The organism is Aeromicrobium endophyticum (genome assembly GCF_003586285.1).
GTDB lineage: Bacteria > Actinomycetota > Actinomycetes > Propionibacteriales > Nocardioidaceae > Aeromicrobium > Aeromicrobium endophyticum.
Genome location: NZ_QUBR01000002.1, coordinates 876,721 through 893,310, shown reverse-complemented (window position 1 = coordinate 893,310; position 16,590 = coordinate 876,721). Strand labels below are relative to the sequence as shown.

The window sequence follows — 16,590 nt, the reverse complement described above, 5'->3', positions numbered from 1 at the left end:
CGTTGCCCCATGGCTTCCGATGACCGCTCCCTCGTCGCTGCCCTCCGGGCCCCCGCACCGAGCTACTCGTTCGAGTTCTTCCCGCCCAAGGACGACGACGGCGAGGCCGTCCTGTGGCAGACGATCGCCGATCTCGAGCCGCTCGACCCGACCTTCGTCTCGGTGACGTACGGGGCGGGAGGCACGAGCCAGGAGCGCACGGTCCGCATCACGGCGCGCATCGCCGAGCAGACCGCCATGCGTCCGGTCGGCCACCTGACCCTCGTGGCACAGACGCGCGGCGAGATCGAGTCGGTGCTCAAGCAGTACGCCGCCGCCGGCGTCGACAACGTCCTCGCACTGAGGGGCGATCCCAAGGGCGGGCCGCGGGCCCCGTGGGAGCCGCACCCCGACGGCATGACGTACGCCGTCGACCTCGTCGAGCTGGCCAAGGAGCTCGGCGGCTTCGAGATCGGCGTGGCCGCGTTCCCCGAGGGCCACCCCGATGCCGCCAGCCTCGACCACGACGCCGAGGTGCTGGCGGCCAAGGCGCGGGCCGGGGCCGACTACGCCATCACCCAGCTGTTCTTCCGCTCGTCCGACTACTTCGGGCTGGTCGAGCGGGTGCGCGCGCTGGGCAGCGACATCCCGATCGTCCCCGGCATCATGCCGATCCTCAACTTCGCGCAGGTCGCCCGCATGGCCGAGCTCTCAGGGGCGGCCATGCCGGCCGAGGTGCTCGAGCAGATCGAGCCGATCGCCGACGACAAGGTCGCCGTGCGCGCCAAGGGCATAGAGCTCGCGACGCAGCTGTGCCGCGACCTGCTCGCGGGAGGCGCTCCCGGCCTGCACTTCATCACGCTCAACCGGTCGCGAGCCACGCGCGAGATCTTCGAGCAGCTGCGGGCCGACGGCCTGGTCTGAGCCGCAGCAGGTCGTCAGCGACCGGCCGGGCCCACGTCGGCGGCGATCGCCGCCGTGGCCATGCCCACCGCCTCGAGCGAGCCGCCCGGGTGGGCGTGCGCGCCGGCGAGGTACAGACCGCCGGTCGGCGCGACGCCCGGCAGGTCGAACGCGGTGGTCCACCTGCTCCACGTCCAGCCCCAGTGGCCCATCGTCACGAGCTCGCCGGGGGACACGGTCGTGCGGTGCTCGACGTGGGCGCGCAGGTCGAGCCCGAGGCGGGCCAGGGCGATGATCGCGTCCTCGCCGCCGTGGTGCTCGATCGTCCACCGCCGGTCCCCGGCCCGGAACAGGCGCACCGGCGGATTGGCGTGCACCAGCATCTCGTCGGGCATCGGGGGAGCGTCGGCCGACAGCGTGACCAGGGTGCGGAAGGCGGGGATGACCGGCAGCATCCGCACAGGAGGCAGGCTGGCGGGCATCGTGGGTGCGCACCAGACGACGACGTCGGCGGCGATCGACCGGCGGTCGGTCACGACGCCGGTGACCTGCCCGTCCGACCGCGTGACGTCGACGGCCGTCTCGCCCAGGTCGACCGTGACGCGTCGCTCGGTGAGCCGCGTCTCGAGCGCGGCGGCCAGCCCGGGCAGCCCTCCCTCGAACCGCCACCGGCCGAACGAGCGCTCGACGTAGTGGCCGACCGCGAGGAACGCGGGGGTCGAGCGACGGTCGTGCCCCGCGAGCCGCACGGGGTCGAGGACGATCTTGGCCAGGCGCTCGTCGGCCAGCTCGCGGTCGAGCGCCGCGACCGTCCGGCGGGGGCGCAGCACCTTGCGGACCGCGCGGGTGACGGCCGGCCGGCCCGGGAAGACCTCGTCGAGCGCCATGCGCCGGATCAGGTTCCAGGGCTCGGCGAACTGGTCGACCCACGGCGACCACTCGTCCTCGCCGAACAGCGCCATGACGGCCTCGTGCTGGTCGCCGCGGTTGCCCAGCGGCAGGTCGAGCCGTGACCCGTCCTTGAACAGATGGCTGCGTCCGACGGTCTTGTCGAGGCCGATGACGCGGTCGATGGGGCGTCCGGACTTGCGGAACAGGTCGCGGAAGACGCCCGGCAGCGTCACGGTGTCGAGGTCGAGCGGCCAGGCGTGGCCGTCGACGACGTGACCGTTGAGGCGTCCGCCCAGACGGTCGCCGGACTCGACGAGCGTGACGTCGTGACGCAGCTTGGCCAGGCGCGCAGCGGCCGAGAGGCCCGCGAAGCCGCCACCGACCACCACGACGTTCGCCATGCGCGCAGACTACGGGCCGCTCGGCGCGACGAGGCGTGGGGGAGCGGGACGAGGAGGCGCTCGGGACCTGTGACTACAGTGTCGGTCATGGGTCCGGTGCGCTCCGAGCTGATGTGGCAGGCGGTCGCCGATGCCGTCCAGATCGCCGGTGACGGCGACCTGCTCGACGTGCTCGACCTCGGCGGTGGCACGGGCGGCGACGCCGTGCGCCTGGCTGCGCTCGGCCACCGGGTCACCGTGGTCGATCCCAGCCCCGACGCCCTCGCGTCGCTGCACCGGCGAGGTGTCGAGGCGGGTCTGGCCGTGCCGGTCACGGGCGTGCTCGGCGACTCGGCCGACCTGCTCGACCACGTGGCGCCGGCCTCCTTCGACCTCGTCGTCTGCCACGGCGTGCTCGAGCACGTCGACGATCCCGCCGAGGCCCTGAGGCCGGTCGCCGCGGTGCTCCGCCCGGGCGGCCACGTCAGCGTCATGGTGGCGGGGCGCAACGCCGCGGTCGCAGCGCGGGCCCTCGCGGGTGACTTCGCGACCGCCCAGACGCTGCTGGGCCGTTCGGCGTCCGGCTGGGACGTGCGCACGATGGGCGCTCGGCGGTTCGTCGCGCAGGAGGTCGAGACGCTGCTGGCCGACCTCGCGTTCGTGACCGTGCGCAGCCAGGGCGTGCGCGTGTTCGCCGACCTGGTGCCCAGCGCGATCGTCGACACCGAGCCCGGAGCACGCGATGCGCTGCTCGCTCTCGAGCGTGTCCTGACGGGGTCGTCGGAGTTCACGGGACTTTCGGCTGGTCTGCACACGATCGCCCGCCTAGACTTGACAGCAGCACCACCCGATCCAGGAGGCAAGAGTGCCACTCTCTGACGAAGAGGCCAGGCTGCTGCACCAGCTCGAGCAGTCGCTGGCCGCCGAAGACCCGGACTTCGCCTCCACGCTGCGCGGCGCCAAGTTCATGGCGCGCAACCGGCGGGTCGCGGTGCTCGCGGCCCTGGGCTTCATCGCCGGCCTCGCGGTGATGTTCTCCGGCGTGGTGTCCAAGATGACCTGGCTCGGCGTCATCGGATTCCTGGCCATGGTGGGCACCGCCTTCGTGTTCAGCCAGGCCTGGCGACGAGGCATCGGCGGCCGCGACGAGCAGACCACCGTTCCGTCGGCGCCGCGCGGACGTCAGCAGAAGTCGTCCGGCTCGTTCGTCGACCGCATGGAGGAGCGCTGGCAGCGCCGCCGCGACGGCGATGGCATCTAGCTCCCGCTGACGCGGTAGGGCGTTCTCGCCCCACTTCGCTCCACCACCACAACAACCGCCCCCTCGGGGGCGGTTTTTTTTGTGCGCTTGCAGGCGACATCGCGCTCTCCACCGGGTGGGGGGCGCGTGTCGACATGCCCGAAAACATGGCTCAGATGATGTCTGAGTGGTGCATAGTGGAGTACAGTGGTGCGAAATGGAGCGCATGACCGTCGACGAGGAGGAGCGAGGTGAACCCGGATGTCTCGAACTTCTTCGGCACCTACACCCCGCGACTCGACGACAAGGGCCGCCTGTTCCTGCCGGCGAAGTTCCGGCCGCGCCTCGAGACGGGCATCGTGCTCACCCGCGGGCAGGAGAACTGCATCTACGGGTGGACCACGGAGTCGTTCAACGCCTTCACCGACCGCATCCGCAACACCCCCTTCACCAACCAGGCGGCACGCAACTTCAACCGGATGTTCTTCTCCGGCGCCTCGTCGGAGGTTCCCGACAAGCAGGGACGCATCTCGATCCCCTCGGTCCTGCGCACCTGGGCGCACCTCGACAAGGAGTGCACCGTCGTGGGCGCCATGGATCGCATCGAGATCTGGGACTCCGGCCGCTGGGACGAGTTCTCCGCATCGCAGGAAGGTCCGTTCGCGGACATGTCGGAAGAAGTGATGCCCGGGATCTTCTGACGTTCGTGCGGCGAGATCTGCGCCCGCGCGGTTCTGACATCACTTCCCCGGTGTCAGACCCGGCGGTCGCGGATCTGGTCGCACGACGGTCAGCCGGGCAGCGCAGCACCACGGACAGCACGACCGGAGAAGGACGAGGAGGGGACATGACGATCGACATCGATACCGACACCGAGCCGACCAGGCGTGTGCGGCACGAGCTCGCCGACGGCGCCCGCCTCATGGCCTTCTCCCTCGGGTCGTCGATCGCCCTCGCGCTGCTGATCTCGATCGGCCTGGGCCACCTGTGAGCGACGCCAGCCACGTCCCCGTCCTGCTCGACCGCGTGCTCGATCTCCTGGCACCGTCCCTGACGGGGGAGCGGCCCGTGGTGGTCGACGCCACGCTGGGCCTCGGCGGTCACACCGAGGCGATGCTCGAGCGGTTCCCCGACGTCCACGTCATCGGCATCGACCGCGACCCCGAGGCGCTGTCGCGGGCCACGGCTCGGCTCGCGCCGTTCGGCGACCGCGTCACCTTCGCCCACGCCGTGTACGACGAGATCGGCGAGGTCGTCGCCGCTGCCGGGTTCCGGACGGTGTCGGGGGTCCTGTTCGACCTGGGCGTGTCGTCGATGCAGCTCGACCTGGCCGACCGCGGCTTCGCCTACGCGCAGGACGCACCGCTCGACATGCGGATGAACGGCGAGGACGAGCTGACCGCCGCCGACATCCTCAACACGTACTCCTCGCGCGATCTGTCCCGCGTGCTGCGCGAGTACGGCGAGGAGAAGTTCGCCAAGCGCATCGCCGACAACGTCGTCGCCGAGCGCGCCAAGGAGCCCTTCACCACCAGCGCCCGCCTCGTCGACCTGGTCCGTGAATCGATCCCGCAGGCCGCGCGCCGCACGGGAGGCAACCCGGCCAAGCGGACGTTCCAGGCGCTGCGCATCGAGGTCAACGACGAGCTGGGCGTCTACCGCCGGGCGCTGCCGGCCTCGCTCGACGTGCTGGCCCCCGGCGGCCGGGTCGTCGTCCTGTCGTACCACTCGCTCGAGGACCGCATCACCAAGCGCGCGTTCACCGAGGTCACCACGACCGACGTGCCCCGCGACATGCCGTTCGTGCCCGCCGGGCACGAGGCCAAGTTCACCCTCGTCACCCGCGGCGCCGAGATGGCCACGGACGACGAGGTCGACGACAACTCCCGGGCGCGGTCGGTCCGCCTCCGCGTGGTCGAGAGGACAACCGCATGAGCTCGATGGTCGCGCGTGCCCTGGCACCGGCTCCGAAGCGTCTGGAGGAGGCGAGGGCCGCCGGCCTGCGCCTCGTCCGTCCCGTCCGCAGCCGCGCTCGCCGTGCGCCGTTCGTGGTGGTCGTGCTGGCGGTGCTCGGATCCGGGCTCGTCGGGCTGATCGTCATGAGCACGGTGCTGCAGGCCCAGGCCTTCGAGTCTGCCAAGCTCGACCGTCAGGCCACGGCGCTCGAGACCCGCCAGCAGGCCATCTCCCGCGAGGTCGAGCGGCTCCAGAGCCCCGCCAACGTCGCGAGCCGCGCCATCGCGATCGGCATGGTGCCGAACGCCAACCCCGCCTTCCTGCGCCTGTCGGACGGCAGGATCCTCGGCAAGCCCGCCCCGGCGGAGCCCGGCAGCAACATCAGGAGCGTGACGCGATGAGCCGCACCAAGAACCGCGGCGCGTCCGAGCGTCACGTGCTGACCCGCCGCCGACTGAGGGCGTGCACCGTCGTCGTCTTCATCGTGTTCGGCCTGTTCGGGGCGCGCCTGTTCCAGATCCAGGGGCTCGACGCCAGCGCGTACGCGGCCCAGGCCGTCGCCCAGGGCACCAACCACTCGGTCGACCCGGCGCCGCGTGGCGCGATCCTCGACCGCAACGGCGCACAGCTGGCCACCAGCGTCGACGGTCTGGTCATCACGGCCAACCCGAAGATGACGACGGCCAAGGCGCCGCAGATCGCGCGCATCCTGCGGGAGAAGCTCGGCGACCAGATCGACTACTTCGACACGATCGACCTGCTGCGCAAGCCCGGCACCGAGTACGTCGTGCTGGCCCGCAACATCCCGCGGTGGACCGCCGACAAGGCGATCACGGCGCTGGGCAAGGCCGAGCTGGTCGGCGTGTTCACCGAGCGCGAGAACATCCGCACCTACCCGGGTGGCTCGCTGGCCGCCAACCTGCTCGGCTACGTCGACGGCTCGGGCAAGGGCGTCGCGGGCCTCGAGCAGCAGTACGACAAGGCGCTCACGGGCGTCGACGGCAAGAGCACCTACGAGGTCTCGCCCACGGGCCAGCGCATCCCGATGGCCGACAGCAGCATCACCAAGATGGTGCCCGGCAAGGACGTCAAGACCACGATCGACCGCGACCTGCAGTGGTACGCCGACCAGCGGCTCACCGATGCCGTGCACGAGTCCAGCTCGGACTGGGGACTCGCCATCACGATGGACGTCAAGACGTGCCAGATCGTCCAGATGTCGCAGTCGCCGACCTTCGACGCCGACACCCGCACCGGCATGGACGACTCCAACACCGTCTCGCGAGCCGTGCAGAACGTCTACGAGCCCGGCAGCGTCATGAAGACCGTGACGATGGCCGCGCTGGCCGACCAGGGCAAGATCGCCGCCGACACCCCGATCTCGGTGCCGTCCAGCCTCACGATCGACAAGTTCCGCATCGGCGACTACTGGGAGCACGGCAGGATCAACCTGACCGCCGCCGGCGTCATCGCCAAGTCGTCGAACCTCGGCACCATCGTCGCAGCGCAGCAGATGAGCGACCAGACGATGTACGACTACTTCAGCAAGTTCGGCTTCGGGCGCAAGACCGGCGTCAACCTGCCCGGTGAGTCCAACGGCATCCTGACCGACGGCAAGCTGTGGACCAAGGCCAACCACGCCACGATCGCCTTCGGCCAGGGCGTGTCCGTCACCGCGATGCAGATGATCCGCGCCGTCGGCGCCATCGCCAACGCCGGCACGATGTGCGAGCCCACCGTCGTCAGCGGCACGGTCGGTGAGGACGGCAAGGAGACGCCCGTCGCGACCACGCCCGGGCACCGCGTGGTCTCCAAGGACGCCGCCGCCACCGTCACCCGCATGATGGAGGCCGTCACGGCCGACGACGGCACCGCCCCCGCCGCGCAGATCGAGGGCTACCGGGTGGCCGGCAAGACCGGCACCGCGTGGCGCGTCGACCCCGCGACCGGTCGTTACATCCGCGGCCAGAACACTGTCTCGTTCATGGGCTTCGCGCCGGCCGACAACCCGCGGTTCCTGACCTACATCGTGCTCGACAAGCCGTACAGCAACGCGGGCGGTGGCTCCACCGCGGCGCCCGTGTTCCACGACATCATGTCGATGGCCCTCGAGCGCTTCGGTGTCGCGCCCAGCGGCTCGAAGAGCCCCAAGGTCGAGCAGACCTGGTAGGCGGGGCGGCTTCGCCGCCTCGTGCTCGTTCCTCGCACTCCTCCCGCCCCTCGCTGCGCTCGTGGCGGGCCCGCCTGTCCTTCGCTCGCTGCGCTCGCTCGGACCCGGGGCGGGTCTTTGCTCGCTGCGCTCGACTCGACCAGGGGGGACGTCATCACGGGTGTGCTCGCCTGGGTACTGATGTGATGACGTCCGGGCGGGTGGGGCGTTGTTAGGGTGCTGAGGTGACAGCCGAGGGGTCCGTGGGTCGTCGGCGGTCGATCGACGGCACCGGTCCCGTGGTCGGCGGACACCGCCTCCGCACCGACGTCCAGGGTCTGCGCGCCCTGGCCGTGACGGCCGTCGTGCTCTACCACCTCTGGCCGAACCGGCTCAGCGGCGGCTTCGTCGGCGTCGACGTCTTCTTCGTCATCAGCGGCTTCCTGATCACCGGCCACCTGCTCCGCGAGATCGACCGCACGGGCAGCGTCCGGCTGGCGCGCTTCTGGGCCGCCCGCGCCCGCCGGCTGCTGCCCGCCTCGCTGCTCGTGCTGACGGCCACGGCCGTCGCCGTGCTGATCGCCGTGCCACGGAGCCTGCAGGAACGATTCCTGTCCGAGGTCCTCGCCTCGGCGTTCTACGTGCAGAACTGGAAGCTGGCCGGCGACGCCGTCGACTACCTCGCCGCCGACAACCGGCCGTCCGCGTCGCAGCACTTCTGGAGCCTGTCGGTCGAGGAGCAGTTCTACGTCTTCCTTCCGCTGCTGGTGCTGGCCTCGGCGGTCGTGGCGCGCCGGCTCGGTGCCCGCCCGGCCCGCGTCGTGCTGGTCGTCCTGGTGCTCGTCACGACCGCCTCGTTCGCGTACTGCCTGCACCTGACGAGCACCGACCCCGGCATCGCCTACTTCTCGACCTTCACCCGCATGTGGGAGTTCGGGCTCGGCGGCCTCGCCTCGTTCGCGCCTCCCGCGCTCGCCGGGCTCAGCCGGCGACGGGCCGCCGTGCACACCGCGCTGACGCTCGCGGGAGGCGCCGCGGTCGTGGCGGCCATGGTCGTGATCGACGGGCAGACGCCCTTCCCCGGCAGCGCCGCCGTGCTTCCGGTGCTCGGCGCCACCGCCATCGTGCGCTGGGGTGGCTCGACGCTCGCGTCGTGGGTGGGGGCGCTGCCGCCCGTCGCGCTGCTCGGACGCATCTCGTACGCGCTGTACCTGTGGCACTGGCCCCTCATCGTGATGCCGCCCTTGGTCACGCTGACCGACCTCACGACGACCTCGAAGCTCGTGGTGCTCGCCGTCTCGGTCGTCGTCGCCTGGGCGTCGACACGGTTCTTCGAGGAGCCGGTCCGCTTCCGCGTGGCGCCGCGCGTTCGTCCCGTGGCGGTGCTCGGCGCCGTGCTGGTCGCGATGGTGCCCGTGGTGCTGGTGGCGGGCCTCGGGCGGTCGGCCGTCCAGGGTGACGACTCGGCGGCCGTCGCCGACGCCCAGCGGGTGCTCGCGGGCAGCCCGCGGTGCCTGGGTGCCGCGGCGATGGACCCCGACGGACCGCCGTGCGACAACCCCGACCTCGACGGCGTCGTCGTGCCAGACCCGGCCAAGGTCGCCGACGACACCTCGAAGCGTCCCGGCTGCTGGGCGACCCACGGGGTCGAGTCCGTCAACGTGTGCAGCATGGGCCCGCAGACGGGCTACTCGCTGCACCTGCTCGCGGTCGGCGACTCGCACAACCTGTCGATGGTGCCGGCCTACGAGAAGATCGCCGAGAAGTACAACTGGCGGATCGACCTGACCGGGCACGCCGCCTGCTACTGGACCACCGCCGATCTGCCGCTCAAGAGCCGCACCGAGAGCGCCAGCTGTGCCGAGTGGCGCAGCAACCTGCAGGACTACCTCGACGCGGCGGACGACATCGACGCCGTCCTCGCCACCAACTCCACGAGCGTCCCGGTCGACCCGCCCGAGGGGCAGAGCCGTCGGGCCACGATCGTCGACGGCCTCGTCGAGGCGTGGAGCACGATGACACGGCGGGGCGTGCCGGTCGTGGCCGTCGTCGACAACCCAGCCGCCGCCGACGACACGGTGCAGTGCGTCGAGCGGTACGCCCTGGACGATCCCGACCGCTGCGCGACGCCGCGGTCCGCGGCCTTCGAGCGCTTCGACGGCAACCCCGACGCGACGAGGCGCCTCGACCGCACGGCGCTGGTCGACATGACCGACTTCTACTGCACGGCCCGCGTCTGCCCGGCCGTCATCGGCAGCGTCGCGGTGCACCGCGACCGCACCCACGTGACCAAGACGTACATGGCCTCGCTGGCGCCCTACCTCGGACGCGAGATCGAGCGATCGCTGCGCTCGCTCGACGTGCTCTGAACCGGACCGTCGCCGCTGGCGGGAGGGTCCCGGTCGGTAGGGTTGCTGGGTGACGGATGCGATGCGGGTTCGGCCCAACCAGACTCCCCGGTGGCAGCTCTCGGAGCTGGCCGACCTGGTTGGCGGCAGCACCTCGGACGAGGCAGTGGTCACCGGCCTCGCGCTCAACACGGGGCAGCTGGTCGACGGCGACCTGTACGTCGCTCTGCCCGGAGCCAACGCCCACGGCGGCAGCTACGTCGAGCAGGCGCGTGACCGAGGTGCCTCGGCGGTGCTCACCGACGACGCCGGCGCCGCGCTGGTCGGCGACACCCTGCCGACGATCGTGGTCGACGCTCCCCGTCGCCGCCTGGCGGGCCTCAGTGCGGCGTTCTACGACCACCCGGCCGAGTCGTTCCAGACCCTGGGCATCACGGGCACGCAGGGCAAGACCACGACGACCTACCTCGCCGAGGCCGCCCTGGGCGACCGGGTCTCCGCCGTCGTCGGCACGATCGGGACGCGCATCGGCAAGGTCCCGGCGGCGTCCACGCTGACGACCCCCGAGGCCCCGCAGCTGCAGGCCCTGTTCGCGGTGATGCGCGAGGAGGCCGTGGAGCTGTGTGCGATGGAGGTGTCGAGCCACGCCCTGGTGCAGGGTCGCGTCGACGGATTCGTGTTCGACGTGGCGGTCTTCCTCAACCTCGGTCGCGACCACCTCGACTTCCACCACGACCTCGAGGACTACTTCCTGGCCAAGGCCGCCTTGTTCACGCCCGAGCGGGCCCGGCACGCGGTGGTCAACGTCGACGACGCGCACGGACGTCGACTGCGCGAGCTCACGCCGCTGCCGGTCACGACCTTCTCCACCGACGGCAACCCGGCCGACTGGCGGGGCGTCAACATCCGCCCGCACCGGCTCGGCACCGACCTCGAGGTGCTGGGGCCCGACGGGCTCGCGATCGACCTGTCGGTGCCGCTGCCAGGAGCGTTCAACGTGTCGAACGCGCTGGCTGTCGTCGCCGCGCTGGCGACCATCGGTCACGACCCCGCCGAGCTGGCCGCAGGCATCGCGTCGAGCACCGGCGTGCCCGGGCGCATGGAGCGGGTCGGGGCGGGCCAGCCGTTCACCGCGATCGTCGACTACGCGCACAAGCCCGATGCCGTCACCGCAGTCCTCACGGCGCTGCGCCCCGTCACGGCCGGGCGGCTGATCATCGTGATCGGCGCCGGGGGAGACCGCGACCACGGCAAGCGTCCGCTCATGGGAGAGGCCGCAGCACGTCACGCCGACGTGGTGATCGTCACCGACGACAACCCCCGGTCGGAGCGAGCCTCCTCGATCCGTACCGCCGTGATGGAAGGTGCTGCCGCCGGTCCGGGCCTCGCGATCGAGGTCGCCGACCGGCGCGACGCGATCGAGCACGCCGTGGCCATGGCCCACCTGGGCGACACCGTGGTGGTCGCCGGCAAGGGGCACGAGCGCGGTCAGGAGGTCGACGGGATCGTGCACTCCTTCGACGACCGCGAGGTGCTGGTCGAACTGATCGAGGCCGGCGCGTGATCCCCCTGACGCTCGCAGAGATCGCCGACGTCACCGGCGGTCAGGTCGTCGGCGACCCGTCGATCGTCGTCGATGCGCCCGCCACGCTCGACTCTCGGGCCGTCGAGCCCGGTGGTCTCTTCGTGGCGCTGGCCGGCGAGCACGTCGACGGCCACGCCTACGCCGCCCAGGCCGTCGCGACGGGAGCCGCCGCGGTGCTGGCCTCACGCGACACCGGCGTGCGCGGGGTCGTCGTGGGCGACGTGACGCGTGCCCTCGGCCAGCTGGCCCGTCACGTGCTCGACCTCCGCGAGGACGTCCAGGTCGTGGCCATGACCGGCTCCAGCGGCAAGACCAGCGTCAAGGACCTCCTCGCCCACGTCCTGGCGCCCGACGGCGCGACGGTCGCCACGAAGGGCAACTACAACAACGAGCTCGGCGTGCCGCTGACCGTGCTGGGCGTCGATGAGCTGACCCGGTTCCTGGTCGTCGAGATGGGGGCGCGCGCGGTGGGCGACATCGCGCTGCTGTGCCAGATCGCGCCTCCGTCGATCGGCATGGTCCTCAACGTAGGCTCGGCCCACGTGGGCGAGTTCGGCTCGGCCGACAACATCGCCCGTGCCAAGGGAGAGATGGCCGAGGCCGTCGGTGCCGACGGCGTCGTGGTGCTCAACGCCGACGACCCCCGGGTCGCCGCGATGCGGGCGCGCACCGAGGCCACCGTCGCGACCTTCGGCACGGGCCCCGACGCCGACATGGAGGTGGGCGACCTACGTCTTGACGAGGCCGGCTCTCCGCACTTCACGCTCGGGCACGACCGGCGGCGTGTCGAGACCACGGTGCCGCTGATCGGCGGCTACCACGCCATGAACGCCGCCGCGGCCGCCCTCGCCGCGGTCTCGCTGGGGCTCGACCTGCCCACGATCGCCGGCCGGCTCGCGACGGCCGGGGCGGCGCGGTCGCCGATGCGCATGGACCGCCAGGTGCGGCCCGACGGCCTGGTCGTGGTCAACGACGCCTACAACGCCAATCCCGAGTCGATGGCCGCGGCGCTGCGCGCGGTGGCCGCGATCGGCGGTGACCGGTCGGTTGCCGTCCTGGGCGCGATGCTCGAGCTCGGTGCCGACTCCGACGACGCGCACCGCCGCATCGGCGCGCTGGCGGCCGAGCTCGGCTACGCCCGCGTCGTCGTCGTCGGCGACGACGCGCGCGCGATCGCCGAGGGGGCCGGCGACGTGGCCGAGCTCGTCCCGTCCGTCGATGTGGCAAGGCGCACACTCCCCGCGAGCCTGACCGGGGACGAGGTCGTGCTTGTGAAAGCATCGAGGGGCGTTCGCCTCGAACGCGTCGCCGACGCTCTGCTCGAAGGGACCACCACTCGATGAAGGCCATCCTGATCGCAGGTGCGCTCTCGTTGCTGGTCACCCTGATCGGCACGCGGTTCGCCATCTCGGTGCTGGTCAAGCAGGGCTACGGCCAGCTCATCCGCGACGACGGACCCACGTCGCACCACACCAAGCGCGGCACGCCGACGATGGGCGGCCTGGTCATCATCGTGGCCGTGGTCGTGGGCTACTTCACCGCCAAGCTGGTCACCGGCATCTCGACGGACTTCCGTCCGGGCTGGGCGCCCAGCGCATCGGCGCTGCTGCTGCTGTTCCTGTTCGTGGGTCTCGGCGCGATCGGCTTCCTCGACGACTTCATCAAGATCTCCAAGCAGCGCAACCTCGGCCTGCGCAGCAAGGCCAAGCTGATCGGCCAGACGGTCATCGGACTGATCTTCGCCTGGCTCGCGATCGGCTGGGAGGACGAGACGGGTCAGACGCCCATCACGCACGCCGTCTCGTTCACGCGCGACATCGACGGCTGGCGCCTGCCGACGGTGCTGCTGATCGTGTGGGTGCTCGTGCTGATCGCCGGCACGAGCAACGGCGTCAACCTCACCGACGGCCTCGACGGCCTGGCGATCGGCGCGTCGATGATGGTCTTCGGCGCCTACATCTTCATCAACATCTGGCAGAGCGGCCAGAACTGCTCGGTCAGCGCCGGCATGAAGTGCTACGAGGTGCGCGACCCCCTCGACCTGGCCGTCGTGGCCTCGGCCCTCACGGGCGCCTGCTTCGGCTTCCTGTGGTGGAACGCGTCGCCGGCCAAGATCTTCATGGGCGACACCGGCTCGCTGTCGCTCGGCGGCGCGATGGCCGGGTTCGCGCTGATGACCCGCACCGAGCTGCTGCTGGTCATCATCGGCGGGCTCTTCGTGGCCATCACGATGTCGGTGATCCTCCAGGTGGGGTGGTTCAAGATCTCCGGCGGCAAGCGCATCTTCCGGATGGCTCCCTTGCAGCACCACTTCGAGCTGCTCGGGTGGGCCGAGATCACGATCGTCGTGCGGTTCTGGATCATCAGCGGCCTGTGCGTCGTGTCGGGCCTGGGCATCTTCTACAGCGAGTGGGTCACGGGAACATGAGCCTGGACGTGGCGAGCCTCGGACGCGAGTCGTCCTGGGAGGGTGTCCGCGCGGCGGTCGGTGGCCTCGGCGTCAGCGGCTACGCGGCGGCCGACACGCTGCAGCACCTCGGTGCGCACGTGATCGTGCTCGACGACGGCGACGACGACGCCCTGCGCGAGAAGGCGACGCTGCTCGAGATGCTCGGCGTCGACGTCCGCATGGGCCCAGGGTCCACCGCCTCGTTCCCCGAGGGAGTCGACCTCTTCGTGACGTCGCCCGGCTGGGAGCCCACGACACCGCTGCTGGCCGAGGCCGCCGCTCGAGCCGTCCCGGTCTGGGGCGAGGTCGAGCTGGCCTGGCGCCTGCGCGGCGAGGACGCCGCACCGTGGCTCACCGTCACCGGCACCAACGGCAAGACCACGACGGTGCAGATGCTCGAGTCGATCCTGCGCGCCCAGGGCCTCAACGCGCTGGCCGTCGGCAACGTCGGCACCCCCGTGCTCGAGGCGGTCATGAACCCCGAGCCCTTCGACGTCCTGGCCGTCGAGCTCTCGAGCTACCAGCTGCACTGGAGCCAGTCGTTGTCGGCGCAGGCCAGTGCCGTGCTCAACCTGGCTCCCGACCACATCGACTGGCACGGAGGGCTCGACGCCTACACCGCCGACAAGGCCCGCATCTACGAGCGCACACAGGTCGCGGCGGTCTACAACGTGCAGGATCCCGTCACCGAGCGCATGGTCGAGGAGGCCGAGGTCGTCGAGGGATGCCGTGCGATCGGCTTCACCCTCGGCATCCCGGCCACCGGCATGATCGGTCTGGTCGACGACGCCATCGCCGATCGTGCGTTCATCCCCGGTCGTGTCTCCAGCGCCGCCGAGCTCGGCAGCATCAAGGACATCGGCCTGGCCGCCCACGGCGACAGCAGCCGCGTGCCCGCCCCGCACGTGGTCGCCAACGCGCTGGCCGCCTCGGCCCTGGCCCGTGCCCACGGCGTCGAGCCCCGAGCCGTGCGCGACGGGCTGAGGGCGTTCGTGCCCGACGCCCATCGCATCGCCGAGGTCGCCACGGTCGCAGGCGTGCGGTGGGTCGACGACTCCAAGGCCACCAACGCGCACGCGGCCCAGGCGTCGCTCAACGGCTTCGAGCACGTGGTGTGGGTCGCCGGCGGGCTCGCCAAGGGCGCGTCGTTCGACGAGCTCGTGATCGCGACCCGCGACCGGCTGCGCGCCGTCGTGCTGATCGGCGCCGACCGAGAGCTGATCGCCGAGGCGCTGCGGCGACACGCGCCCGATGTGCCCGTCGTGGAGGTCGACACCGGCAAGACTGACCCCATGGATCGCGTCGTCGAGGTCGCGGCACCGTTGGCCCGTGAGGGCGACACCGTGCTGCTGGCCCCGGGGTGCGCGTCCATGGACCAGTTCCGCAACTACTCCGCCCGGGGCGACAGCTTCGCGGCGGCGGTGCACAGGTTGCGCGACCGATCCTGACCTTCCCCCGGACAGCACAGTCCCCGGCACAGAGGACGATCACGATGCGGAGCACCAGCGAGGCGATACGCCGGACGCTCGAGCGTCCGCTCGCGTCGTACCAGCTCGTGCTCGGCACCTCGGCCCTGCTGCTCGGCATCGGCCTGATCATGGTGCTGAGCGCCAGCTCGATCTACTCGTTGGTCAACTACGGCAACTCGTTCTCGATCCTCATCCGCCAGCTGATCTTCGCGGTGCTGGGAGTCATCGGTGCCGTCATCGCGGCCCGCATGCCGCTCAGCACCCTGCGCCGGTTCATCCTGCCGTTCCTGCTCGTCTCGGTGCTGCTCATCATGGCGACGTTCATCCCGGGCGTCGGCATCGAGCGCAACGGCAACCGCAACTGGCTGCCGCTGTTCGGCGGCTTCCAGCTGCAGCCGTCGGAGTTCGCCAAGCTCGCCCTCGTGCTGTGGATCGCCGATCTCTACGCGCGCCGGCAGAAGTACCTCGGCACCCCTCGCTACGTCCTGACCCCCATGGTCCCGGTGGCCGGCGCGGTGGCCCTGCTCGTCGTCGGGCAGCACGACCTCGGCACCGCGGTGGTCATCTTCGCCCTGACGGTCGGGATGCTCTGGGTCGCGGGTCTGCCCCGGCGGCAGATGGGCGGCATCCTCGCGGGCCTGTTCGTGGGCCTGGTGCTGGCCGTGGCCAACTCGCCCCACCGCGTCGCGCGCTTCCTCAACTTCCTCAACCCCGAGTCCGATCCCGAGAGCGCCGGCTACCAGGCGATCAAGGGCATGATGGCGCTGGCGCGTGGCGGGTTCTGGGGCGTCGGGCTCGGCAACAGCCGGCAGAAGTGGGGCGCTCTCCCCGAGGCCCACACCGACTTCATCCTGGCCGTCCTCGGCGAAGAGCTCGGCCTGCTCGGTACGCTCGTCGTGCTGGTGCTGTTCATCGTGCTGGGCTTCGCCGGCATCCGCATCGCGGCCCGCACCCGCGAGCCCTTCGTCCGCTACGCGGCCTCTGGCATCACGATCTGGCTGCTGATCCAGGCCATCATCAACATCGGGATGGTGCTCGGCATGCTGCCGGTCATCGGCATCCCGCTGCCCCTGATCTCGTACGGCGGCTCGAGCCTGCTCGTGACGCTGGTGTCGCTCGGCGTGCTGCTCAACTGCGCCACCACCGAGCCGGGTGCCCAGCGGGCCCTGGCGGCCGGTCGGGCCAACCGTCGCCGCGCCGCGGCCCCGACGCCCGTGCGCGTCGCAGGGAGGCGATGACGC

The 16,590-nt window shown here is 71.2% G+C and carries 15 protein-coding genes; 14 read left to right on the top strand and 1 reads right to left on the bottom strand.

The features are described from left to right. The first annotated feature begins 9 nt into the window (after positions 1-9). Entirely contained in the window at positions 10-903 is an 894-nt protein-coding gene (gene metF, locus DX116_RS14860) for a methylenetetrahydrofolate reductase [NAD(P)H] (RefSeq protein WP_119705010.1), read from the top strand. A gap of 14 nt (positions 904-917) precedes the next feature. On the opposite strand, the gene DX116_RS14855 is transcribed toward metF, so the two are convergent. Next, positions 918-2,174, bottom strand: a complete 1,257-nt coding sequence (locus DX116_RS14855) for a phytoene desaturase family protein (RefSeq protein WP_119705009.1) — start codon at positions 2,172-2,174, stop codon at positions 918-920. A gap of 87 nt (positions 2,175-2,261) precedes the next feature. Between DX116_RS14855 and DX116_RS14850 the strand changes: the two genes are divergently transcribed. The 13 genes from DX116_RS14850 (at position 2,262) to ftsW (ending at position 16,587) form a co-directional block, all read left to right on the top strand. Beyond that, positions 2,262-3,032: a class I SAM-dependent methyltransferase gene (locus DX116_RS14850; protein ID WP_119705663.1), complete on the top strand. Its 771-nt coding sequence runs from the start codon at positions 2,262-2,264 to the stop codon at positions 3,030-3,032. Then, positions 3,019-3,414, top strand: a complete 396-nt coding sequence (locus DX116_RS14845; protein WP_158592006.1) for a DUF3040 domain-containing protein — start codon at positions 3,019-3,021, stop codon at positions 3,412-3,414. The genes DX116_RS14850 and DX116_RS14845 overlap by 14 nt, the downstream gene beginning before the upstream one ends. 230 nt (positions 3,415-3,644) lie before the next feature. Continuing rightward, positions 3,645-4,094, top strand: coding sequence for a division/cell wall cluster transcriptional repressor MraZ (gene mraZ / locus DX116_RS14840; protein WP_119705007.1), 450 nt, complete (start codon positions 3,645-3,647; stop codon positions 4,092-4,094). A gap of 146 nt (positions 4,095-4,240) precedes the next feature. Next, positions 4,241-4,384: a hypothetical protein gene (locus DX116_RS19980; RefSeq protein WP_158592005.1), complete on the top strand. Its 144-nt coding sequence runs from the start codon at positions 4,241-4,243 to the stop codon at positions 4,382-4,384. Then, positions 4,381-5,328 carry a 16S rRNA (cytosine(1402)-N(4))-methyltransferase RsmH gene (gene rsmH, locus DX116_RS14835; protein WP_119705006.1) on the top strand — a complete coding sequence of 316 codons (948 nt, stop codon included), beginning with the start codon at positions 4,381-4,383 and terminating at the stop codon, positions 5,326-5,328. The genes DX116_RS19980 and rsmH overlap by 4 nt, the downstream gene beginning before the upstream one ends. Further along, positions 5,325-5,750, top strand: a complete 426-nt coding sequence (locus DX116_RS14830; RefSeq protein WP_119705005.1) for a hypothetical protein — start codon at positions 5,325-5,327, stop codon at positions 5,748-5,750. Before rsmH ends, DX116_RS14830 begins: the two co-directional genes overlap by 4 nt. Continuing rightward, the gene (locus DX116_RS14825) at positions 5,747-7,519 is read left to right on the top strand and encodes a peptidoglycan D,D-transpeptidase FtsI family protein (RefSeq protein WP_119705004.1); all 1,773 of its coding nucleotides are present in this window, start codon (positions 5,747-5,749) and stop codon (positions 7,517-7,519) included. The genes DX116_RS14830 and DX116_RS14825 overlap by 4 nt, the downstream gene beginning before the upstream one ends. Positions 7,520-7,743: 224 nt before the next feature. After that, on the top strand, positions 7,744-9,867 hold the full coding sequence (locus DX116_RS14820) for an acyltransferase family protein (RefSeq protein WP_119705003.1): 2,124 nt from the start codon (positions 7,744-7,746) through the stop codon (positions 9,865-9,867). 49 nt (positions 9,868-9,916) lie between these two features. Beyond that, entirely contained in the window at positions 9,917-11,410 is a 1,494-nt protein-coding gene (locus DX116_RS14815) for a UDP-N-acetylmuramoyl-L-alanyl-D-glutamate--2,6-diaminopimelate ligase (protein WP_233556805.1), read from the top strand. Beyond that, on the top strand, positions 11,407-12,774 hold the full coding sequence (locus DX116_RS14810; RefSeq protein ID WP_119705001.1) for a UDP-N-acetylmuramoyl-tripeptide--D-alanyl-D-alanine ligase: 1,368 nt from the start codon (positions 11,407-11,409) through the stop codon (positions 12,772-12,774). Before DX116_RS14815 ends, DX116_RS14810 begins: the two co-directional genes overlap by 4 nt. Beyond that, positions 12,771-13,859, top strand: coding sequence for a phospho-N-acetylmuramoyl-pentapeptide-transferase (gene mraY, locus DX116_RS14805; RefSeq protein ID WP_119705000.1), 1,089 nt, complete (start codon positions 12,771-12,773; stop codon positions 13,857-13,859). The genes DX116_RS14810 and mraY overlap by 4 nt, the downstream gene beginning before the upstream one ends. After that, positions 13,856-15,328 carry a UDP-N-acetylmuramoyl-L-alanine--D-glutamate ligase gene (murD, locus tag DX116_RS14800; protein ID WP_119704999.1) on the top strand — a complete coding sequence of 491 codons (1,473 nt, stop codon included), beginning with the start codon at positions 13,856-13,858 and terminating at the stop codon, positions 15,326-15,328. Before mraY ends, murD begins: the two co-directional genes overlap by 4 nt. A 44-nt stretch (positions 15,329-15,372) precedes the next feature. Beyond that, a complete protein-coding gene (gene ftsW, locus DX116_RS14795; protein ID WP_119704998.1) occupies positions 15,373-16,587 on the top strand; it encodes a putative lipid II flippase FtsW in 1,215 nt (404 codons plus the stop codon). Positions 16,588-16,590 lie beyond the last annotated feature (3 nt).

What these genes read in the sequence shown, in the direction of transcription:
- DX116_RS19980 (WP_158592005.1), top strand. Translation starts at nt 4,241, where the DNA reads ATGACGATCGACATCGATACCGACACCGAGCCGACCAGGCGTGTGCGG.
- mraY (WP_119705000.1), top strand. Translation starts at nt 12,771, where the DNA reads ATGAAGGCCATCCTGATCGCAGGTGCGCTCTCGTTGCTGGTCACCCTG.
- ftsW (WP_119704998.1), top strand. Translation starts at nt 15,373, where the DNA reads ATGCGGAGCACCAGCGAGGCGATACGCCGGACGCTCGAGCGTCCGCTC.
- DX116_RS14855 (WP_119705009.1), bottom strand. Translation starts at nt 2,174, where the DNA reads ATGGCGAACGTCGTGGTGGTCGGTGGCGGCTTCGCGGGCCTCTCGGCC.
- DX116_RS14830 (WP_119705005.1), top strand. Translation starts at nt 5,325, where the DNA reads ATGAGCTCGATGGTCGCGCGTGCCCTGGCACCGGCTCCGAAGCGTCTG.
- DX116_RS14850 (WP_119705663.1), top strand. Translation starts at nt 2,262, where the DNA reads ATGGGTCCGGTGCGCTCCGAGCTGATGTGGCAGGCGGTCGCCGATGCC.
- metF (WP_119705010.1), top strand. Translation starts at nt 10, where the DNA reads ATGGCTTCCGATGACCGCTCCCTCGTCGCTGCCCTCCGGGCCCCCGCA.
- murD (WP_119704999.1), top strand. Translation starts at nt 13,856, where the DNA reads ATGAGCCTGGACGTGGCGAGCCTCGGACGCGAGTCGTCCTGGGAGGGT.
- DX116_RS14825 (WP_119705004.1), top strand. Translation starts at nt 5,747, where the DNA reads ATGAGCCGCACCAAGAACCGCGGCGCGTCCGAGCGTCACGTGCTGACC.